Origin of the sequence: Streptomyces sp. NPDC014889 (assembly GCF_043081205.1) — a bacterium.
Lineage (GTDB): Bacteria > Actinomycetota > Actinomycetes > Streptomycetales > Streptomycetaceae > Streptomyces.
Genome location: NZ_JBIBWH010000001.1, coordinates 13,311 through 33,740 on the forward strand (window position 1 = coordinate 13,311; position 20,430 = coordinate 33,740).

At 73.1% G+C, this 20,430-nt stretch carries 17 protein-coding genes and 3 tRNA genes; 7 read left to right on the plus strand and 13 right to left on the minus strand.

From position 1 onward, the window contains the following. Positions 1 to 75: 75 nt before the first annotated feature. From ACF09J_RS00055 to ACF09J_RS00070, 4 genes are all read right to left on the minus strand, one after another. Complete coding sequence (locus ACF09J_RS00055) at positions 76 to 2,004, minus strand: ABC transporter ATP-binding protein (protein WP_392303088.1); 1,929 nt, start codon at positions 2,002 to 2,004, stop codon at positions 76 to 78. Beyond that, entirely contained in the window at positions 2,004 to 3,737 is a 1,734-nt protein-coding gene (locus tag ACF09J_RS00060; RefSeq protein WP_392303089.1) for an ABC transporter ATP-binding protein, read from the minus strand. The genes ACF09J_RS00055 and ACF09J_RS00060 overlap by 1 nt, the downstream gene beginning before the upstream one ends. Positions 3,738 to 4,014: 277 nt before the next feature. Continuing rightward, positions 4,015 to 5,469, minus strand: coding sequence for an FGGY family carbohydrate kinase (locus ACF09J_RS00065; protein ID WP_392303090.1), 1,455 nt, complete (start codon positions 5,467 to 5,469; stop codon positions 4,015 to 4,017). 93 nt (positions 5,470 to 5,562) lie between these two features. Next, positions 5,563 to 5,865: a YtxH domain-containing protein gene (locus ACF09J_RS00070; protein WP_392303091.1), complete on the minus strand. Its 303-nt coding sequence runs from the start codon at positions 5,863 to 5,865 to the stop codon at positions 5,563 to 5,565. 146 nt (positions 5,866 to 6,011) lie between these two features. Here ACF09J_RS00070 and ACF09J_RS00075 point away from each other — a divergent pair. The 3 genes from ACF09J_RS00075 (at position 6,012) to ACF09J_RS00085 (ending at position 6,428) form a co-directional block, all read left to right on the plus strand. Beyond that, positions 6,012 to 6,084 (plus strand) — tRNA-Asn (locus tag ACF09J_RS00075). Between the two features lie 5 nt (positions 6,085 to 6,089). Further along, a tRNA-Asn gene (locus ACF09J_RS00080) sits at positions 6,090 to 6,162 on the plus strand. Between the two features lie 189 nt (positions 6,163 to 6,351). Next, positions 6,352 to 6,428: transfer RNA gene (locus tag ACF09J_RS00085), tRNA-Ile, on the plus strand. Positions 6,429 to 6,600: 172 nt separating this feature from the next. Here the strand turns inward: ACF09J_RS00085 and ACF09J_RS00090 are convergent. Together ACF09J_RS00090 and ACF09J_RS00095 are read right to left on the minus strand one after the other, a co-directional pair. Then, entirely contained in the window at positions 6,601 to 6,762 is a 162-nt protein-coding gene (locus ACF09J_RS00090) for a hypothetical protein (protein WP_392303092.1), read from the minus strand. A gap of 83 nt (positions 6,763 to 6,845) precedes the next feature. Next, positions 6,846 to 7,625 carry an ANTAR domain-containing response regulator gene (locus ACF09J_RS00095; RefSeq protein ID WP_392303093.1) on the minus strand — a complete coding sequence of 260 codons (780 nt, stop codon included), beginning with the start codon at positions 7,623 to 7,625 and terminating at the stop codon, positions 6,846 to 6,848. A 632-nt stretch (positions 7,626 to 8,257) separates the two neighbouring features. On the opposite strand from ACF09J_RS00095, the gene ACF09J_RS00100 reads away from it, so the two are divergent. Continuing rightward, complete coding sequence (locus ACF09J_RS00100; RefSeq protein WP_392303094.1) at positions 8,258 to 9,190, plus strand: anti-sigma factor RsbA family regulatory protein; 933 nt, start codon at positions 8,258 to 8,260, stop codon at positions 9,188 to 9,190. Between the two features lie 335 nt (positions 9,191 to 9,525). On the opposite strand, the gene ACF09J_RS00105 is transcribed toward ACF09J_RS00100, so the two are convergent. Then, on the minus strand, positions 9,526 to 10,566 hold the full coding sequence (locus tag ACF09J_RS00105) for a rod shape-determining protein (protein ID WP_392303095.1): 1,041 nt from the start codon (positions 10,564 to 10,566) through the stop codon (positions 9,526 to 9,528). 467 nt (positions 10,567 to 11,033) lie between these two features. Here ACF09J_RS00105 and ACF09J_RS00110 point away from each other — a divergent pair, with 467 nt between their 5' ends. Beyond that, positions 11,034 to 11,903 (plus strand): RimK family alpha-L-glutamate ligase, encoded by an 870-nt coding sequence (locus ACF09J_RS00110; protein WP_392303096.1) that lies wholly within the window; start codon positions 11,034 to 11,036, stop codon positions 11,901 to 11,903. 4 nt (positions 11,904 to 11,907) lie between these two features. Here ACF09J_RS00110 and ACF09J_RS00115 read toward each other — a convergent pair whose 3' ends face one another. Beyond that, positions 11,908 to 12,504 (minus strand): hypothetical protein, encoded by a 597-nt coding sequence (locus ACF09J_RS00115; protein ID WP_392303097.1) that lies wholly within the window; start codon positions 12,502 to 12,504, stop codon positions 11,908 to 11,910. A gap of 155 nt (positions 12,505 to 12,659) precedes the next feature. Here ACF09J_RS00115 and ACF09J_RS00120 point away from each other — a divergent pair, with 155 nt between their 5' ends. Together ACF09J_RS00120 and ACF09J_RS00125 are read left to right on the plus strand one after the other, a co-directional pair. Next, complete coding sequence (locus ACF09J_RS00120) at positions 12,660 to 13,433, plus strand: IclR family transcriptional regulator (protein WP_392303098.1); 774 nt, start codon at positions 12,660 to 12,662, stop codon at positions 13,431 to 13,433. Further along, positions 13,430 to 14,275, plus strand: a complete 846-nt coding sequence (locus ACF09J_RS00125) for an SMP-30/gluconolactonase/LRE family protein (RefSeq protein ID WP_392303099.1) — start codon at positions 13,430 to 13,432, stop codon at positions 14,273 to 14,275. The genes ACF09J_RS00120 and ACF09J_RS00125 overlap by 4 nt, the downstream gene beginning before the upstream one ends. A gap of 49 nt (positions 14,276 to 14,324) precedes the next feature. Here ACF09J_RS00125 and ACF09J_RS00130 read toward each other — a convergent pair whose 3' ends face one another. From ACF09J_RS00130 to ACF09J_RS00150, 5 genes are all read right to left on the minus strand, one after another. After that, the gene (locus tag ACF09J_RS00130; protein ID WP_392303100.1) at positions 14,325 to 15,722 is read right to left on the minus strand and encodes an FAD-dependent monooxygenase; all 1,398 of its coding nucleotides are present in this window, start codon (positions 15,720 to 15,722) and stop codon (positions 14,325 to 14,327) included. Positions 15,723 to 15,748: 26 nt separating this feature from the next. After that, positions 15,749 to 16,924, minus strand: a complete 1,176-nt coding sequence (locus tag ACF09J_RS00135) for an MAB_1171c family putative transporter (RefSeq protein ID WP_392303101.1) — start codon at positions 16,922 to 16,924, stop codon at positions 15,749 to 15,751. 328 nt (positions 16,925 to 17,252) lie between these two features. Continuing rightward, positions 17,253 to 18,419 (minus strand): MAB_1171c family putative transporter, encoded by a 1,167-nt coding sequence (locus ACF09J_RS00140; RefSeq protein ID WP_392303102.1) that lies wholly within the window; start codon positions 18,417 to 18,419, stop codon positions 17,253 to 17,255. Further along, positions 18,416 to 18,931 (minus strand): toxin, encoded by a 516-nt coding sequence (locus ACF09J_RS00145; RefSeq protein ID WP_392303619.1) that lies wholly within the window; start codon positions 18,929 to 18,931, stop codon positions 18,416 to 18,418. The genes ACF09J_RS00140 and ACF09J_RS00145 overlap by 4 nt, the downstream gene beginning before the upstream one ends. A gap of 110 nt (positions 18,932 to 19,041) precedes the next feature. Continuing rightward, on the minus strand, positions 19,042 to 20,289 hold the full coding sequence (locus ACF09J_RS00150) for an MAB_1171c family putative transporter (RefSeq protein WP_392303103.1): 1,248 nt from the start codon (positions 20,287 to 20,289) through the stop codon (positions 19,042 to 19,044). Positions 20,290 to 20,430 lie beyond the last annotated feature (141 nt).

A 20,430-nucleotide genomic window follows, 5' to 3' on the forward strand; every position in this document is an offset into this window, starting at 1 on the left:
GGGGCCTGTCCGGCGGAACAGGCCGCAGGGCCGCTCACCCCGGGCGAGCGGCCCTGCGGCACCAGGCACCGCCGGTCAGTCCACTTCGGCGACCGCCTGCGCGAACTGCGCCTTGTACAGGCGCGCGTACGCCCCGTCGGCCGCCAGCAGCTCGTCGTGGGCGCCCTGTTCGACGATGGCGCCGTTCTCCATGACGAGGATCGTGTCCGCGTCCCGGATCGTGGAGAGCCGGTGGGCGATGACGAACGACGTCCTGCCGTGCTGGAGTTTGGTCATCGCCTTCTGGATCAGCACCTCGGTACGGGTGTCGACCGAGCTGGTCGCCTCGTCCAGGACGAGGATCACCGGGTCGGACAGGAACGCCCGCGCGATGGTGATGAGCTGCTTCTCACCGGCGCTCACCCCGGAACCCTCGTCGTCGATCACGGTGTCGTAGCCGTCGGGCAGCGTACGCACGAACCGGTCGGCGTGCGCGGCCCGCGCCGCCTCCTCGATCTCGCCGCGGGTGACCTCGCGGGAGGCGCCGTAAGCGATGTTCTCCGCGATGGTGCCGCCGAACAGCCAGGTGTCCTGGAGCACCATGCCGATCCCGGACCGCAGCTCGTCCCGCGACATCTTCCCGATGTCGATGCCGTCGAGCGTGACGCGCCCGCCGGTGACGTCGTAGAACCGCATCAGCAGGTTGACCAGCGTGGTCTTGCCCGCGCCGGTCGGGCCGACGATCGCGACCTTGTGGCCGGGCTCCACCGTCAGCGACAGGTCCTCGATGAGCGGCTTCTCGGGGTCGTAGCGGAACGACACGTGCTCCAGCGCGACCCGCCCGCGCAGCTCCTCCGGCCGTACGCCCGGCACCGGGTCCGCCGACTGCTCCTCGGCGTCGAGCAGTTCGAAGACGCGCTCGGCCGAGGCGACGCCGGACTGCACCAGGTTCGCCATGGAGGCCACCTGGGTCAGCGGCATCGAGAACTGCCGCGAGTACTGGATGAAGGCCTGCACGTCACCGATGGACAGCGTGCCGGAGGCGACCCGGAGACCGCCGACGACGGCCACCAGCACATAGTTGATGTTCGAGACGAACATCATCAGCGGCTGCATGATGCCGCTGTTGAACTGCGCCTTGAACCCGGCCTCGTACAACGCCTCGTTCTGCTCGGCGAACTGCTGCGCCGACTCCTCCTGCCGGCCGAACACCTTCACCAGGGTGTGCCCGGTGTACATCTCCTCGATGTGCGCGTTGAGCTGGCCCGTCGAGCGCCACTGCTGCACGAAGTGCGGCTGCGACCGCTTGCCCACGCGGGTGGCGACGACGAACGACAGCGGCACGGTCACCAGCGCGACCAGCGCCAGAATCCAGGAGACGTAGAACATCATGACGAGCACGCCGATGATGGTCAGCAACGAGTTGATCAGCTGGCCCATCGACTGGTTCAGCGTCTGCCCGATGTTGTCGATGTCGTTGGTGGCGCGGGAGAGCACCTCGCCGCGCTGGCGCTTGTCGAAGTACGACAGCGGCAGCCGCGACAGCTTGGTCTGCACGTCCTCGCGCATCCGGAACACGGTGCGGTTCACCGACCGGTTCACCAGTCGCGTCGCCACCCCCATCAGCAGGCCGGCCACCAGGAACGTGCTCAGCGCGAACAGCAGGACCTCACCGACGGAACCGAAGTCGATGCCCTTGCCGGGGGTGAAGTCGGTGCTCCTGAGCATGTCGGCGATCGCGCCCTGGCCGCGCTCCCGCATGGAGGCGAGGATCTCGTCCTTGGTCGCCCCGGCCGGCATCTGCCGGCCGACGATCCCCGCGAAGACCAGGTCGGTGGCCTTGCCGAGGATCTTCGGCCCGATCACGCTGAGCGTGACGCTCACGACCACGCACAGCACCAGAGCGGCGACGGTGACCCGTTCGGGCTTGAACTGGGCGATGAGCCGTTTGCTCGACTCCTTGAAGTTCAGCGAGCGGTTGTCGGGCCCGGACCCGCCCATCATGCGCCCCATCGGCCCGGCCATCAGGCTGCCTCCGCTTCCGTGAGCTGGGAGAGCACGATCTCCCGGTAGGTCTCGTTGTCCGCCATCAGCTCGTGGTGGCGGCCGGTGCCGACGACCCGTCCCTCGTCCAGGACGACGATCCGGTCGGCGTCGCGGATGGTGGCCACGCGCTGGGCGACGATGACGACGGTCGCCTCGGCGGTCTCGCGTCCCAGCGCCGCCCGCAGGGCCGCGTCGGTGGCGTAGTCGAGGGCCGAGAAGGAGTCGTCGAAGAGGTAGATCTCCGGGCGCTGCACCAGGGTGCGGGCGATGGCCAGGCGCTGGCGCTGGCCGCCGGAGACATTGGTGCCGCCCTGGGAGATCGGCGCGTCCAGGCCGCCCTCAAGACCGCTGACGAAGTCCCTGGCCTGCGCCACCTTCAGCGCGTGCCACAGTTCCTCGTCGGTGGCGTCCGGATTGCCGTAACGCAGGTTGGTCGCGACGGTGCCCGCGAACAGGTACGGCTTCTGCGGCACCAGGCCGACCGTCCTGGCGAGCAGCTCCGGACCCACGGTGCGCACGTCCACGCCGTCGACGAGGACCTCTCCGTCGGTCGCGTCGAACAGCCGGGGCACCAGACCGAGCAGGGTGGACTTGCCGCTGCCGGTCGAGCCGATGACGGCGGTCACCTCGCCGGGGCGGGCGACCAGGTCGATGGCCCGCAGCACGGGCTCCTCGGCCCCCGGGTAGCGGAAGCCCGCACCGCGGATCTCCAGATGTCCGTGGCGGCGCAGCTCGGTCACGGGCGCGACGGGCGGCACGACGCTGGACTCGGTGTCCAGGACCTCCTGGATGCGCTCGGCGCACACCTCCGCGCGCGGCACCATCATGAACATGAAGGTGGCCATCATCACGGACATCACGATCTGCATCAGATAGGCGAGGAACGCGGTCAGGTCGCCGATCTGCATCCCGCCGCTGTCGATACGGTGGGCGCCGAACCACACCACGGCGATGGACGACAGGTTGACCACCGTCATCACCATCGGGAACATCAGCGCGAGCAGCCGGCCGGTGGCCAGCGACATCTCCGTCAGGTCCGCGTTGGCCCTGCGGAAGCGGTCCTTCTCGTACTCGTCGCGGACGAAGGCGCGGATCACTCGGTTGCCGGTGATCTGCTCGCGCAGCACCCGGTTCACCACGTCCAGGCGCTTCTGCATGGACCGGAACAGCGGACGCAGCCGGCGCACGATCAGGGTCACGCAGATGCCGAGCACGGGGACGACCGCGACCAGCACCGCGGACAGCGGCACGTCGAGGCCGAGGGCCAGGACGACACCGCCCACACACATGATGGGCGCCGACACCATCAGGGTGAACGTCATCAGGACCAGCATCTGGACCTGCTGAACGTCGTTCGTCGTCCGCGTGATGAGGGAGGGCGCCCCGAAGTTGCCGACCTCGCGGGCAGAGAAGGACTGCACACGGTCGAACACGGCAGCCCGTACGTCCCGGCCGAGCGCCGAGGCGGTGCGGGCGCCGAAGTAGACGGCACCGATGTTGCACACGACCTGTGCAAGGGAGATGCCGATCATCACGGCGCCGAACGTCAGGATGTATCCGGTGTCACCCTTCACCACACCGTTGTCGATAATGTGGGCGTTCAGCGTGGGCAGGTAGAGCGTGGCGCAGGTCTGCAGGAACTGCAGCAGCACCAGCAGGGCGATGGGTTTCTTGTAGGGCCTGAGATAGGTCCGCAGGAGTCTTATGAGCACGCTGGGTCTCTCGCAGTCGGCGGTGGGGGCGGTCGGTGTCCCCTGGCACCTATCGTCGAACACTCCACCCGTGTTACCTCAACCGATTAACCCGCCCGCGGGTCAATGAGCGAGCCTTGGCCGGCCCTTGACCTCGCGTCGGGCGATCCACCGCACGAGTGAACCGTTATGTCTCAAACGCCCTCGTACGGGTGGCTGTTGCGACCTCGCACTTGCCCCCTTATGTCCTATAAGCCCGAAAAAGGCTGTGGGTCGGAAGAGATGACGAGGCGCGGCGTCAACCGAGAAACGCTCCCGGGTGAACCTGCTCACGTACCGACACGTACTGCTGGCGCACCGCCTGGCCCACCGCCAGATCCTCGCCGGGCTCGAGGACCTGGGCCACCGCGCCCTGCCAGGCCGGCGGTGTGCGCGGATCGAGGGCGCCCCGGGAGGCGCCGAGCGCCCAGGCGGCCTGCCGGGCGGCGCCGATCGCGGCGTAGTCGGCCGGCTGTGGTACGACGACCTGCGCGCCGAACACCGCCGGCGCGACGGCCTGTACGGCGGGCAGTTCGGCGGCGGGGCCGAGCAGGAAGACCCTGCGCACCTCGACGCCCCGGCCGCGCAGCACGTCGAGCGCGTCCGCGAGCCCGCACAGCATGCCCTCGAACGCGGCCCGCGCCACATGCTCCGCCTTCATCGACTCCCGCCGGAGCCCGGCGAGCATCCCGGCGGTGTGCGGCAGGTTGGGCGTCCGCTCGCCCTCCAGATAGGGCAGCAGCACGAGCCCGTGCGAGCCCGGCGTCGACTTCATCGCCAGGTCCGACAGGCCCTCCAGGTCGGACATGCCCAGCAGTTCGGCGGTGCCGCGCAGCGCCCGCACCGCGTTCAGCGTGGTCACGACCGGAAGGTGCATGCCGGTGGCGTCGGCGAGCGAGGTGATCATCCCCGTCGGGTCGACGAGCGCCTCGGGGTGAACGGCCATCACCGAACCGGAGGCACCGAGGGAGACGACCGCGTCGCCCAGGCCGAGCCCCAGGCCGAAGGCCGCGGCCATGGTCTCTCCGGTCCCGGCCGAGATCAGCAGCCCCTCCGGGGTGGTGCCGGCCGCCTCGGCCGGGCCGATCACGTCGGGCAGCGCGGCCTGCCGGCCGAGCGCCAGCTCCACGAGGTCGGGCCGGTAGGCACCGGTGGCGGCGGACCAGTAGCCGGTGCCGGAGGCGCCGCCGCGGTCGGTGGTGCGGCGCAGCGGCCGCCCCAGCAACTGCCACACCAGCCAGTCGTGCGCCTGGAGCAGGAGCGCGGTGCGCCGGGCGGCCTCGGGCTCGTTCTTGGCGAACCAGCGCAGCTTGGTCACCGGCAGCGGGGCCTGCGGCACACAGCCGACCGCCTGCGCCCAGACCTCGCGGCCGCCGAGCGCGTCGATCAGGTCCGCCGCGGCGACCTGCGCCCGCCGGTCGCCGCCGACCATCGCGGGCCGCACGGTGGCTCCCTGGGCGTCGATCGGGACCAGCGCGTTCTGCTGCGCGGAGACGCCGATCGCCTGCACACCCTCCAGGAGCCCGCCGCCCGCGGCCTCCCCGAGGGACAGCAGCCAGGCCTGCGGATCGACGTCGGCGGAACGCCCGCCGCCCTCCGGCGTCTCCACCGGATGCGGCGCATATCCCTGCCTGAGTACGGACCCCGTGTCCGCGTCACAAACGACGATACGAGTGAAATCGGGCGAACTGTCCAACCCGGCGACTATCCCCATGGCCGAAATTCTGCCGTACCGCCGCCCTTGCTCGGGCCGCGGCCGCCCCGGCGCCGCAAGGGGTGTGCACGCGGTGCCGCCGGGGCGGGCCGGTCACGTGTTGCTGGTGCCCCAGTCGTCCTCGCCGCTGCCGTTGGCGTGGGCGCGCAGGGAGCGCACCCGCTGGGCGACCGACTCGGGAATGCGGTCGCCGACCTTCTCGCTGACCGTGTGGTAGGCCCGGTCCGCGAACTGCCGGCCCTGCTGCGCCGCGGTCTCGGCGGTGTTGCGCACGGCGGGGTTCCGGGCGATCCGGTCGGCGTAGACCTTCAGCTGCTCGTAGCGCTCACGTCCGGCCCTCGTGCCCAGCACGTAACCCACGGCGATCCCTGCGATGAACGTGAGCCGGTAACGCATGGCGGCCACCCTTCCCTTGCCTCGAGGTCACAGCCGGGGAGAACCGATTGGCGGAGCACCCCCCTGCTTGCGCTAATGTATGTGTCGCAGCGAGCGCGCGCCCCCTGGCGGATACCCAGGTAGGTGCGTTCGATGCAACGAGGCATTCCTCCGTAGCTCAATTGGCAGAGCAGCCGGCTGTTAACCGGCAGGTTACTGGTTCGAGTCCAGTCGGGGGAGCTCGGTCCTCCGTAGCTCAATTGGCAGAGCAGCCGGCTGTTAACCGGCAGGTTACTGGTTCGAGTCCAGTCGGGGGAGCATGCTGAACGAGGACCCTCCGGGGTCCTTTTTCATGTCCGGTTTCATGCCCTTGGGGAACCGCCGCGGTCGCGGTGAAGTCCTCCAGGTCGTGAAGGGCCGCGGAAGACGACCATCCGAAGCAGGAGATCGTATGAGCGGCTATGCTGCGGCAGACGGCGCGCACACTTGTACGCGACGCGCCGCAAAGGGGCGGTAGCTCAGCCGGTTAGAGCAGCGGACTCATAATCCGTCGGCCGTGGGTTCGAGTCCCACCCGCCCCACCAGGCGCTACCCGCGCAGAATCGATGTGACCAGCGGTTAAGCCGGTCATTTCCAGCCAGTCTGTGGCCCCCGGAAGTGGATCCGGGGGCCATCGGCGCGTGTTGGCGCGTTTTGCACTCTGCCGGAGCAACGGCTCGCGCGGACGGGCCACTGACGGGTCACTGGCGGGCCGCTTCAGGAACGGTCGTCGGCGGGGTCGGCGGTCTCCGGCAGATCGTCGCGGTCGCCCTCGGCCTGGGAAGGGGTCGGGTACGGCGTCTCCGGCGGTTCTGCGGCGCGCTGCGCGCCCTCGTCGTCGCGTTCGCCCTCGGCCTGGGAAGGGGTGTGCTCTCTCATGGTGGTGACTCCTGCGGAGGGGTGACTCCTGCGGACGGGGCTGGTCACTCGTCCGCGTTCCGGGTACCCCGGTGGCGGGTCCGTCACCGTGCCGGCGGTGTGTCCGGGCCCTCCACATGGTCCGGGCCGTCTTCGGGCCGCGGTGTGTCCGGGCCGGGGCCGGTGTGCCGGGCGAGCGCGGCCCGCAGGGCCGTACGGATCTCCGGGGGCGGCGCGGGGCCGTCGTCGCGGGCGCCGGCGGTGATCGCGGCGGCCACCGTGTGCAGCTTGGTGTTGGACCGCTGGGAGGCCTCCCGGAGGATGTCCCAGGCCTGTTCCGCGGTGCACGCGTGGGTGGCCATCAGGATGCCGCGGGCCTGGTCGATCACCGGACGGGACGACATGGCGCGGCGGAGTTGATCGACCTCCGTCTCGAGCTGGAGCAGCCGTTCCATCCGCTCCAGGGCCACCGCCGAGGCGCCCTGCGGCGCCGGCCGCTCCGGATCCGCGGCGCCGGCCGACGGCCGGGGCGGGTCCGCGCCGTCCAGGCCGGTCAGCTCCAGGACGCGGCGCGGCTGCCCCGTCCAGCCGGACGCGGTCACCCGGACCGGCGGACGCCGGCCGCGGTCGTCGAGGGTGTCCAGGAGTTCCAGTCCGGCGGTGTCCATGAACGTCACCCCGGACACGTCCAGGTCGACCCGTTCGATGTCCGGCGGCAGCTCGGCCAGCGCCTGGGCCAGGGCCTCGGCGCAGCCGTGGACCAGCTCACCGCGCGCGGTGAGCGACGCCCGGTCGGCCACCGGGTCCGTGCGGACGTCGACGGTGAGCGTGCCGGCCGGGGTGCTCCGCCGTCGTACGTGAACTCGTGGTGCCGCTGCGGCCATCTCCGCCTCGTCCGTCCTCGTCCGTCCTCGGCAGTCCTCGCGCGTCTTCGCGACGTCGCGCTCCCCGTCCTCCGCCGGTCCGTACGCGGACGCACGCCGCGGCGCTAGGTCCTGTCGTCAAATTCCCGTCGTCGCCCGAAGGGCGGCCCCGCGGCGTCTGGTGCGTGCTCTGGGGGTCCCCCCTGCTCGAAGAGCTTGGGGGAGTGCCGGGCGGAAGTCCTCGTACTGGGCGTACTCGGGCTTTCGCCCGGTGCGGCGAGTGGGGGTGCCCCCTGCTCGAAGAGCTTGGGGGAGCGTGCCAGACGTCGCGGGGCAGACGGGAATTTGACGACAGGACCTAGGTAGCCACGGAACCCCGGCGGTGCTGTCCTGCGTCTGCCCGCTCCCCGCACGACTACACACGCCCGGGAACGGGCCTGCCAGGGCGCACGGAGCGAAGGGAGGGGCGAACGTGTCCCGCGACACCGGAGCCGGTCCGTGTGAGCCTCGTTCATGGATCGACGGGCCTTGCCGGGAGAGCAGTGGGTACGCGTATGGCGTAGGTGCCGGACGGGCGGAGGACAGTGGGCCTCGCGTCCGGCGGCAACGGAGATGTTCTGGCCCGCGCTGCCGGGGACGGAGGTGTCGACGTCATGACCGCGACCGCGGAACCCTTCGGCCACCCCGCCCTGTTCTACCGGGACGAGCGGGAGTACCTCGCGGGCACCGTGCCCTTCGTGCGCGAAGGACTGGAGTCCGGCGAGCCGGTCGCGGTGGCCGTGCCCGGTGACAACCTCCGGCTGATCGAGGCCGGTCTCGGCGCCGACGCCGGGTCCGTACGGCTGCTCGACATGCGCGAGGTCGGGCGCAACCCCGGGCGGATCATCCCCGCGGTGCTGCGGGCCTTCGCCGACGCCCAGCCGCCCGGACGCCGGGTGCGGATCATCGGCGAGCCGGTCTGGGACGGCCGTACGCCCGTCGAGTACCCGGCCTGCGCCCAGCACGAGGCGCTGATCAACCCGGCCTTCCATGGCCGCGAGGTCACCATCCTGTGCCCGTACGACGCCGCCCGGCTCGGTGGACGGGCCCTCGCGGACGCGCACGCCACCCACCCCGTGGTCATTCCCTCCGGTGCCGCCGGGGAGCGGGAGAGCGCCTCCTACGCCCCCGAGCGGGTCGTCGCCCGGTACAACGAGCCGCTGCCGCCGGTGCCGGACGCGTTGTCGTTCTCCTTCACGGCGGGCTCGTTGTCGCAGGCCCGGCACGTCGCTGTCGCCGAGGGCGCGCGCCTCGGGTCCGCGGCCACCCGGCTGGAGGACCTGGCCCTGGTCGTGGCCGAGCTGACCACCAACAGCGTGGTGCACGCGGGCGGTTCGGGCGAGCTGCGGATGTGGGCGCAGGACGGGTGCGTGCTGTGCGAGGTGCGGGACAAGGGCCGCCTGGACGATCCACTGGCCGGCCGCCGGCCCGCCCCCCGCGACCAGCGCGGCGGCCGCGGCCTGCTGCTGGTCAACCTCGTCGCCGACCTGGTCCGCGTGCACACTGGCGAGGAAGGCACCACGGTCCGCTGCTGGTTCACCGACTGACCCCCACCGTGGCCCCGGCACCTCGGCGATTCAACAGCCGACACTTCGGACCGGGTTGACCGCCACAGTGCCCCTGGCACCCTGGGCGGTCGACGCGCCGCCGTGCCTCGGGCCTTCCTCGCGGTCGACGTGCTTGTGCCCCGGCCGGGTTGGCCGCGATCGGACCATCGGCACCTCGGGCGTTCAACGCGTCTACGCCTCCGGGCGGGCTGGTCGTCACCGGGCGCCCGGTGCCCCGGCCGGTCAACGCGCTTACCCTCCAGGGGGTTGGCCGCCGCCGCGCCTCCGGGGATTCAGGCGGTTGACGCGCCTATGGTCCCGGCCGGTCGACGCGCCTACGCCCCCAGTGGGTTGAGTACCATCGGCTCGATCTCGCCCTCCAGCATCGCGCCGAGGCCCTGGATCGCGCACACGTCGGGGCGTTCGGCGATGTGCACCGGCATGCCGGTGGCGTCGCGGAGCATCTGGTCCAGGCCCGGCAGCAGCGCGGAGCCGCCGACCATCATGATCCCGCGGTCGGCGAGGTCGGCCACCAGATCGGGCGGGCACACGCGGAGCACCTTGTAGATGCCGTCGAGCACGGCGGTCAACGGCGTCTGGATGGCCTCCCGCACGGCGGCCGTGTCGATCCGCACGGACCGGGCCAGCCCGGTGGCCACGTCGCGCCCGTGGATCTCGGTGGACGCCGGGCCCGACGGGGTGAGCCCGTTGGCGGACAGGGCGATCTGGAGCGGCCGAAGGGACTGGCTGGGCAGCGTCAACGAGTGGGCGAGGCGCAGGTGTTGCACGATGGCCTGGTCGACGGCCTCCCCGCCGACGGGAATGCGTTCGGCGGCGACGATCGAGCCGAGCGAGAGGACGGCCACCTGGGTGGCCGCGGCCCCGCACACCATGATCATGGTGGCCTCGGGCCGCTCCACGGGCAGCCCGCAGCCGACGGCGGCGGCGATGAGCGTGTCGACGAGTTCCACGCGCCGCGCGCCGAGCCCGACCAGCGTCTCGATCGTGGCCCGCTGGGCGAGCGGATCGGCGTCGTGCGGGGTGCAGGCGGCGGCCCGCAGCCGGGGCGCCTTGCGGCGCAGGGCGCGGCGCGTCCCGTCGCCGAGCAGGTGCCGCAGCATGCGCTGCGCCATCTCGATGTCGACGACCGTGCCGCCGGAGACCGGGCGGACGACCCGGATGTACGCGGGGGTGCGGCCCGTCATCCTCTCCGCGAACTCCCCGACCGCGATCAGGGCCCCGTTACGGGTGTTCACGGCCGCGACCGAGGGCTGGTCGACGACGAGTCCGGGGCCCTTGACGTAGACACGGGTCCGTGCCGCTCCCAGGTCGACGGCGAAGTGGCAGCGGCGCAACTGCTCCAGAGTGGCGGACATGGCGGAGCCTCCTGAGAGCGCGGACCGTGGCGGCCACCGGGCGGAGGCCTCCCTGGCATCGTGCTCGGGCGGCACGGCGGGCGCCTGTTCAAGGGGGCCGGGCGGGTCGCCGCTGGACGGGTGCATTCCGGCGCTCCCGCGCGTAAGAAGCGGCGCAGGAGGACACAGGACCGGCCCTCGCCGCCGGTTGGGCGCGCGAGGGGGCCGACGGGGCAGGGCCTTCGCAGGCCACCGTTCGGCCGGCGCGTCCAGGGCGGTGGCCGCACGTCCCGCACATCGACGTCGAGCCGCTCCAACCCCTCGAGCGCTGCGGGCAGTTCGTCCCCGGGCACGGCGGCCACCCCGGCCGGCCGGGTCCGGTGGCCGACGTTCCCGCACCAGGGGCGACCGTACGCGCCGACGTGGGCGGTTGTTAGCCTGCGAGGCCCGTCACTGTTCGAAGCCCTGTACGAGGATGGAGGCCCTCCGTGCCCCGCATCGCGCTCGTCACCTGCCGGCCCGCGCCCGGTATCAGCGACGACCGGGACCTTCCGGTCCTGGTGGAGGCGCTGGCGGAGGCCGGGGCCGAGGCCCGGGCCGTGGCGTGGGACGACCCCGGGACCGACTGGGGCGGGTTCGATCTCGCCGTGATCCGGTCGACCTGGGACTACAGCTGGCGGGTGGCGGAGTTCACGGAGTGGGCCGAGCGGTGCGCCAAGGCCACGCGGCTGGCCAATCCCGTCGACGTCGTGCGGTGGAACGTCGACAAGCGGTACCTCGGGCAGCTCGGGGCGGCCGGCGTGCCCGTCGTGCCGACCCGGTACCTGGCACCCGGGGACCCGGCCGACCTGCCCGACGGCCACGAGTACGTGATCAAGCCGGCGTCCGGGGCCGGCGCGCGGTTCGCCGCCCGGTACGCGCCCGGCGAGCGTGACACGGCCGTACGGCAGCTCGCGCGGATGCACGCCGAAGGGCTCACGGCCATGGTGCAGCCGTACATGCGGCGCATCGACGCGGGCGGGGAGCGGGCGCTCCAGTTCTTCGGCGGACGGCTGCTGCACGCCGGCCGCAAGGGCGCCGTCCTCGCCCCCGGCGTCGCCTACGACGAGCGCAAGGCGGCCCACCCGGGCATCGCGCCCTGGACCCCGACCCCGGCCGAACTCGCGGTCGCCGAACGCGCGTTGGCCGCCGTGCCCGGCGCTCCCGAGCTGCTCTTCGCCCGGGTCGACCTGGTGGACGGCGAGGACGGCGAACCCCGGCTCATGGAGCTGGAGTTGGTGGAGCCGAACCTGTTCCTGTGGCTGCACCCGGAGTCGGTGGCGGCGGTGACGCGGGCGATCCTGGCCGCCGCGGGCTGAGCCGCTACGCGCTCACGCGCGTGCGTTGCAGCAGGCCCCAGGTGAACTCGGCCACGACCTCCCGGGGAACGCCCTGGCCGTCCGGGGCCCGGAAGGCCAGGCCCCAGCGGGTCGGGGCGGTGCCCTCCAGGGGGCGGGCCGGGGCGAAGGCGCGGGCGGCCTCGTCGACCGTGCAGGACCAGGGGGTCAGATCGGCCACGGTCCGCAGGTCGGGCCCCTCGGCCCCGTCGGCGCGTACCAGCCACTCGTTCCAGACCCGGCCGCCCGGGGCGACCAGTACCTCCAGGCGCAGGTCGGGCCAGAGCGGGACGGGCCACCTGCGCGCCTCGCAGTCCAGATCGCCGATACGGCGGGCGGTCGTCGACTCGGCCTCGCCCAGGATCGAGCGGTAGCGCGACGCCGCCGAGCGGGCCCGGGGCGAGCGGGCCATCGCCTGCCAGCGCTTGTTGGCCTCGCGCATCCGCGCGCGGGAGGCGCCCAGCCTACGGAGGGCGTCCTCCACCAGGTCCGGGTTGTGGTCGGCCATGCGGCGCAGCAGCACCAGCTGGAGGTCCAGCGGGGTGAACGGGCCGGCGGGGCGTTTTCCGGAGGGCGTGGTCATGCGGTCCATCGTCGCCCGAACCCGACCTCGCGCGGCCCTTCCCCCATTGCCCGCGCATTCCGCTCTGACTAGCCTGTGTTCGTCATGCCGACCGCCTTTTGAGATTTCGAACAGGCTCAGATCACACAGGCGCAAATCAAGGGAGGGGGCCGGTCGTGGGACGCCTCGTACCTGCCGTGACCCGGGCTCTGGACATACTCGAGCTCTTCCTCGACGGGGACGGGACGCTCTCCGCCCCCGACATCGTGCGCAGGCTGGGACTGCCGCGCACCACGGTGCACGAGCTGGTCACCACGCTCGCAGCCCGCCAGTACATCGTCCCCGTGACCGGGCAGCCCGGACGCTACCGGCTGGGCGTACGCCCGTACCAGCTCGGCAGCCGCTACGCGGAGCAGCTGGATCTCGCCGCCGAGGGCCAGTCGGTCGCCCGCTCGGTCGCGGAGACCTGCGACGAGACCGTGCACGTGGCGATCCTGGAGGACACCGACGTCATCTACATCGCCAAGGTGGACTCCACGCACGCGGTGCGCATGGTCTCCGCGGCCGGCCGCCGCCTCCCGGCGCACTGCACGTCGGTCGGCAAGATGCTGCTCGCCTCCCTGCCCGAGGAGGAGCTCGGCGCGCGCATCCCGGACGACGCCGAACTGGTCGCGATGACGCCGAACAGCATCACCGACCCGGCCACGCTGCGCGAGGCCCTGGGCGAGGTCCGGCGGCGGGGCGTGGCGGTGGAGAGCCGCGAGTCCAACCCGGACGTGAGCTGTGTGGCCGCGCCGGTGCGCGACCGTACGGGGCGGGTGGTCGCGGCCCTGTCCATCTCGGTGCCCATGATCCGCTGGAGCGAGGAGCGGCGGGCGGAGCTGGAGCTGCTCGTCGCGCAGGGCGCTGCCGGGCTGTCCGAGCGGCTCGGCCACCGGGGCGGGGCATGACGGGCTACGAGGTCGCCGTCCCCGCGCGGGCGGAGCTGGGCGAGGGCCCGACCTGGGACGCGGCGGCCGGGCGGTTGCTCTGGGTCGACATCCTCTCGTCCCGGGTGCACGCCTACGACCCCTCGTCGGGCCGGTGCACGGTCCGTACGACCGAGCAGCACGTGGGCGCGGCGAAACCCCGCGCGGGCGGCGGGCTCGTGCTCAACCTCCGGGACGGTGTGGGTCTGGTGGACCCCGACGACGCCTTCCGCTGGCTGCACCACGACCCGGCTCCCGGCCGGCGTGGAAACGACGCCGCCGTGGCACCCGACGGCTCCCTGTGGGCCGGCACCATGCGCTACGACGAGGCCCCGGGAGGCGGCACCCTGTCCCGCCTCACCGGCGACGGCACGGCCGAGGTGGTGCTGCCCGCCGTGACGGTGAGCAACGGCACCGCCTGGAGCCCCGACGGCCGCCTGATGTACTACGTCGACTCGCCGACCCGCCGTGTCGACGTCTTCGACTTCGACGGCCGGCGGATCACGGGCAGGCGACCGTTGGCCCAGGTCGAGGAGGGCGCCGGCTTCCCTGACGGCCTCACGGTCGATGCCGACGGCTGTGTCTGGGTGGCCCTGTGGGACGGCGCCGCGATCCGCCGCTACACCCCCGCCGGCACTCTGGACCGCGTGCTCGCGCTCCCCACCTCCCGCCCCACGGCCTGCGCCTTCGCCGGCCCCGGCCTGACCGACCTCTACGTCACCACGGCCCGCACGGGCCTGGCCGCCGCCCACCCCCTGGCGGGCTCACTCCTCGTCGTCCCCGACGCGGGGCGGGGCCTGCCCCAGCCCGCCTTCGCGGGCTGACTTCAGGGGCCGGCACCCTCCCGGCCCGGGGCTCGTCGGTGGCGCCGGGTCAGGAGTTCGTCCGGTCCAGCCCCTCCAGGATCTTGCGTTCGGCCGGAGTCAGCGGCGGGCCCGCCAGCGGCGGCAGGAGCGGGCCGTTCAGGACGTCGAGGAGGGTGTCCGGGCGGAGGAGGCGCTCCGGGCCGCTGCGCAGGCTGGTCACCTCCCAGAGGGCGGCCGCGGCACGGTAGGAGCCGGTGGCCGCCCGCGTCAGCCGGCGGCTGTAGGCGGTGACCAGGCGGTCGGCGGCGCCGGGCCGGGCGCCGCGGCTGTCCGGGTACCAGACGTCCTGCCCGACCGCGGCCGCCCAGGCCGCGTCGACCGGGCGGGCGGCGCCGCGCTGCACCCGGCGGGCGAGTCCCGGCGCGTCCGGGCCGGTGCGGCGCAGTTCGTCGCGCAGCAGCCGGACACCGAGCGCGGCCACCGACATGCCCTGCCCGTAGCCCGGGTTGTAGGTGGCCACCGCGTCGCCCAGTGCCACGAAGCCCTCCGGCCACCGCGGCAGTTTCTCCAGATAGCGGCGCGCATTGCTGGTGCTGCGGCTGATGTACACGTCGGTGAGGGGCTCGGCGCCGGAGACGAGCCTGCCGACCAGTGGGGACGGCAGGGCGAGGGCGTAGCGCAGGAACCCCTCCGGATCCGACGGGGGTTCACCGCCGCGCGTGCCGGCGAGGCTGACCATCCAGCGGTCGCCCTCGATCGGCAGCACCATGCCGCTGCGGCCGGGTCGGCCCGCGTACGGGTCGGCCTGCACCATCGTCAGCGGGAACTGCTCGGCCCCCGCGGGCGTGCGGTACACGCGGGTGGCGTTGACGAGCCCGGCGTCCACGCCGCGCTCCCCCACCCCGAAGATCCCGAGCTCGCCGAGCCAGGTCACCACCCGTGTCCCGCGCCCGCTGGCGTCGACCACGAAGTCCGCGGCCAGCACCTCCTCCGTCCCGGAAGCGGCGACGCGGACACCGCGCACGCGCCGCGCGTCGCCCGCCAGACCGACTGCCTGCGCCTTGCGGATCACCGTCCCGGTGTGGGCGAGGACAGTGGAGCGGACCGTGAAGTCCAGCAGGGCGCGGGTGCAGCTCAGCATCCGCGGCCCGTCGTGTCGCCAGCGCCGCAGCCAGCCCTCGGGGGTCAGGGCCACCAGGCCGTGGCCCAGCGGTATCTCACGGGCGCCCGCGGCCAGCAGCCGCTGCCGGATGCTCCCGCCCGGCATCAGCTCCTCCATGGCGGCCAGGCCGCCGGCCATGAGCAGATGGGCGTGGCGCCCCTGCGGCAGTCCTCTGCGGTGTTCCGGCCCCTCGGGCAGGTCGTCGCGGTCCAGTACGACCACCTCGTCCACGACGTCGGACAGCACCGCCGCGGCCAGCATGCCGGCCAGTCCGGCACCGATGACGACAGCTCTACGGGGCATGGGGCTCCTCGGAGTCGGTCATGGCCTCAGCCATGGGTGGTCCTCACCGTTCCTGCTCGTACGGCGGTTTCGGAGGGTGTACGGACCAGCGCCTGCGCCAGTTCCACGAGACCGCTGGTTCCGGACACCTCCGTGGCGTGGAGGCGGTAGCCGCTCGGCGCCGTGAGTGGCTCCTCGCGGGCGGCGGCGCGGCGCGCGGCGTCGGCGAGCATCGCCGCCTCCGCCGCGATCCGCGCCTCGTGAGCGCCGCGGCCCGCGCGCCGGGCGGCGGCCAGCGCACGTTCGCGGACCGCGTCGTCGAAGTACGGGGCGAGGCCCAGCAGCGCGTCGTGGATGGAGACCTCGCGCCACTGCAGGCGGGCCAGCGGCAACTGCCACCACGGGCTCGGCGGCTTGGGCGCGGTGGACCCGAACCGCACCCGCGACCACAGCGGGCCCAGCCGCCGGTGGTCGCGCAGGGCGCGCGCCTGGGCGAGGGCCGCCGGGAGCAGCCTGGGCAGCACGAAGCCCGCCGAGCACAGCAGCGCGGCGAGAGCGGCCATCGGCGGGGCGACCTTCGTGGACAGCACGTCCAGGTCGTGTCCCGTCCAACGGGCCGCGACCGCCGTGTACTTGGTCAGCTGGAAGCCCACCACGTCCAGCGCCGAGCCGGCCAGGATCAGCCGCAGCCCCGCCCGCAGCAGCCCGGTGACCTCGCGGCTCCACTTGACGCACAGCGCGCACGCCGCCAGGGTCGCCGCGCTGTGCCCGAGCAGGTAGAGCAGGATCATCTCGCGCAGGTACGGCGTGTTGGCGTAGTAGGTGTCCAGGTCGGTGAGCCGCTCGGTGCGGGGGTCGCCGAGCGCGAACAGCACGACGATGGCGACGATCAGCGGGGCGTAGACGGCGATGCTGCGCAGCACCGTGCGCCGCACCCGCTCACGCGGGCCGCCCCGCCAGTTGATCAGCAGGATGAGCAGCGAGCAGCTGTACGCGGAGAGCATCCCGTAGGTCAGCGGCGCACCGAAGTTGGGGATGCCGGTGAGCTCGTTGACGGTGGCCAGCGTCAACGGCGCCGAACAGACGAACACCAGCGAGCCGAGCACGATCGCCGCGCAGGTGGACACGGTCAGCGGATTCCGCACCGCGGTACGCGGCCGGCGCAGCAACACGGTGGCGGACAGTCCGAAGATCCCGGCCGCCAGATAGACGACAAGACTCACCCCGGCCACCTCCGCCCACGTCTCGCGAGCGCGGGGTGCGGGCCGGCCGCACGCGGACCGGTCCGGCGGGCGGCGGCCGCGCGCGTGGTGGTCCCGCGCGGGCCGGGACGCCGAGTTGTCGCGCGGCGCGCGTCGGTCCCGCAGGCGACTGCCGCACGGTCGACCGCCCCGGATGCGACGGCCGGGTACGCACGGCCCGGGCGCGGGGCCGTCCCCTGCCGGCTGCGCGGCGGTGCTGTTGTTCCGCGGGCCGTCGAGAGCCTTGCCGTCACGGGCGCGGCTGGAAAGAGGAGTTCCTGCGGCGGTCGTCGCGCCGCCCGGACGGCGGTCATGGGGTGCTCGTGGGGGTCGGGCCCGTGGGGATGCGGGGCGTGGTCACGGCGGGCGGGGAGGTCAGGGCGTCCGCGACGCGGATCAGGGCGGCCGGGCCCGGTACCCGGACGGTCAGGCGGCCCGCCTCGGCGGGCGTCGGGCCGCCGGGCTCGCGCACGGCGGCGGCGATGACCGCCGCCCACGCGGCGGCCTCGGCGCGCTCGGAGTCACCGGTCGCCCCCAGCACCGCCTCGTGGGTCCGCTCGTACAGGGACCGGTCGAAGGACGCGTCCAGATAGCTGAGCGCGTTGTGGATGCTGGTCTGACGCCACATCAGCCGTGTGGTGGGCGTGGCCCAGCGGGGCCGCGGCAGCCGCAGGCAGCGGCGGGTGAGCAGGTCGTCCAGCTCGCGCTCCAGCGGTTCCAGCCGCGCGTACGCCAGCCGGGACCGCCGCCACTCGGTGAGGCGGGGGCCGGCCAGCGGCACCAGGATGCCCACCGACGTCAGCAGCGCGCCCAGTCCGGCGGCGGCCGGCGAGACGTTCGTGCTCAGCCCCGACCAGTCCCGCCCGCACCAGCGGGCGACCACGGCGACGAGCTTGGTCACGCTGTACCCGGCGCCGCACAGCGACCCCACCCCCAGGACCACCAGCCCCGCCCGCAGCCAGCCGGCCACGTCGCGCGCCCAGCGCAGCGCGGACACCGCGGTGACGCTGACGGCGCAGAGATGCCCGACCAGGTACAGCACGATCATCTCGGCGAGGAACGGCGTCGTCGCGTAGTAGGTGTCCAGGTCGGTGCGCCGCTCCACCGGCGCCTCGCCGAGCGCGAACATGGCGGCGATGCCGACGAGCACCAGCGTGTAGGCCACGATCCAGCGCCGGGCCACCCGGTGCACGCGCGCGCCGCCCCGCCAGTGGACGACGAGGACCTGGGAGGCCGCGCTGTAGGCGGTGATCGTCGCGTACGTCAGCGGCGCGGCGAGGTTCGGCACACCGCTGAGCCGGTTGACCGCGCCGACCGTCGGCGGGGCCCCGAGCAGGAAGCAGAAGCCGCCCAGGCCCAGCACCGCGCAGATCGCGCGCAGATAGGGATCGCTCCGGTGGCGGGCCAGATCGGGCGCCTTCACCGCCAGACCCAGCCACAGCACACCGCAGCTGACGTAGTTGACCAGGCCGCTCATCTTCCGCGGTGCCCCCGGTAGTTGAGCGCCGCCCCGATCCGCCCCGCGAGGTCCTGGCCGTGCTCGGGGCCCTCCGCACGCGGGTCCACCGGCGCCTCCAGCCAGGTCCGCAGCCGACGGCCCATCAACATGCCGAACAGGTCCGCCTCCTGCTCGTCGGCCAGGCTGAAGTCGGTGCGCGCCGCGACCGGCCGGGGCGGGCCGGCGGCCGGCGCGGCATCGCCCTGCCGCCGGCTCATGTGCCACACCTCGTGGCAGAAGATCACTAACTGGTGCCACACGGCGGCCCGCTGGTCGACGACGACCACGTCCTGGGTTTCGCCCTCCAGCCACAGCCCGCTGGCGGTGTGCGGCGGGAACACCTCCCGCCGGACCACGACCCGGCGGCCCCGCCAGGCGCTGACGGAGTCGACGAGCGCGGCCAGCAGCACCTCCGGGTCGGCGGGCACCGGCACCTGGATCGGGTCGATGAGCGCGTCGGCGAGCCGCCGCATCTCCCTCTTCCTACGCACCATGTTCCCCCGTGCATCTCCCAGGCCTGCCCTCATCATCCCCGGGCCGCCCGCCGTGGCGGAAGGTCCTTCTCTCCTCGCTCACTTGACTCATGAACAGATCACTCGTGTCACTCATGGACGGGTACGCTCCCTGCCGGCGCGGCGGCCCTGAGCCGTACCGCCGCGATACGGTCGGGGTCGCGCAGGGCCCGGGAGACCGCGCCGATCTCCCGCAGCAGCTCCGTGGTGTCGCGCTCGCCTTCGGTGTCGTCCCGCGGCGCGTCCTCCCGCCTCTCCACGGCGTCCAGCACCGCCACCGCGGCGGCCAGCGGCTTGGCCGCCTCCGGCGCGAACCCCATGTCCAGCGCGGCCTGGTAGGCCCGCCGGCGCAGTTCCTGGTCGATGCGGCGGGCCAGCGCCAGCAGCACATCGCGGATGAACGTCTCCCGCCGGGTCAGCCTGAGGTCCGGACCGCCCCACGGCAGTGACGCCGGGCGGCCGCCGCCGTCGACGGTCCGCATCAGCAGGTACAGGGGCCGCAGTTCGCGGTGGGCGAGCCGGACGTGCCAGCGGTCGTGCAGGTACTGGCCGGCGTGCGGGAGGATGAAACCCACCGCGATCAGGATCGCCGACACGCAGGCGACGGGCGGCGCCACGTCCGTGCTCAGCCAGTCCAGGTCGTGCCCGGTCCAACGGGCCGCCACGGCCGTCAGTTTGGCGGCGTCGAAGATCAGGTTCAGGCCGTAGCCGACGCCCAGGGACTTCAGCCCGCAGCGCAGCCACACGTCAAGACCCTCGGTGCGGACCCAGTTCCAGATCACCCGGGACGTGACGAAGGCGGCGACGGCGTGGGCGCCCAGGTAGAGCAGGACTTCCTCGCGCATGAACGGGGTGCCGGCGTAGTACGTGTCCAGGTCCCGCAGCCGCTCCACGGGCACGTCGGCCAGGGCGAACAGCACCCACAGGGCGACGATCACCGCCGAGTAGACCGACACCACCCGGCGGATGGCGCGCCGGGTCGCCGCCGACCGGTCGGACAGCCCGGCCCGCCAGGCGGTGATCAGCACCAGGCAAGCCGCGCAGAACGCGGTGAGCAGCGAATACACCCAGGGCGCCGAGATGTTCGGCACGCCCGTGACCCGGTTGGTCCAGTGGATCGTCGAGGGCGCCACGAACACGAACACCGCGCAGGCGAGCAGCAGCAGCCCGCCGACCGCGCGCAGCATCGGGTCCTGCCACAGCCGGATGATCGTGGGCAGTTTGATCATCAGGGCCGCGGTGAGCACGGCGGCCGCGATCCAGAAGGAGACGGAGGACTGCCCGGCGAGGACGGCGGGGTCCAGGGCGAGGCGGACCGGCCCGCCCGCTGAGTCCATCGCCACACCCCTTCCGGCCCCCCGTCACGGGGGCCGTCCGAGCGTACGCGGCCGGAGTTGCCCGCGTCATGCGATCCGGCGACCGTTGTGCGACCGGAAACGACCGCCGCCTTCCGCGCGATGGGCGCCCGCCAGGGCCGG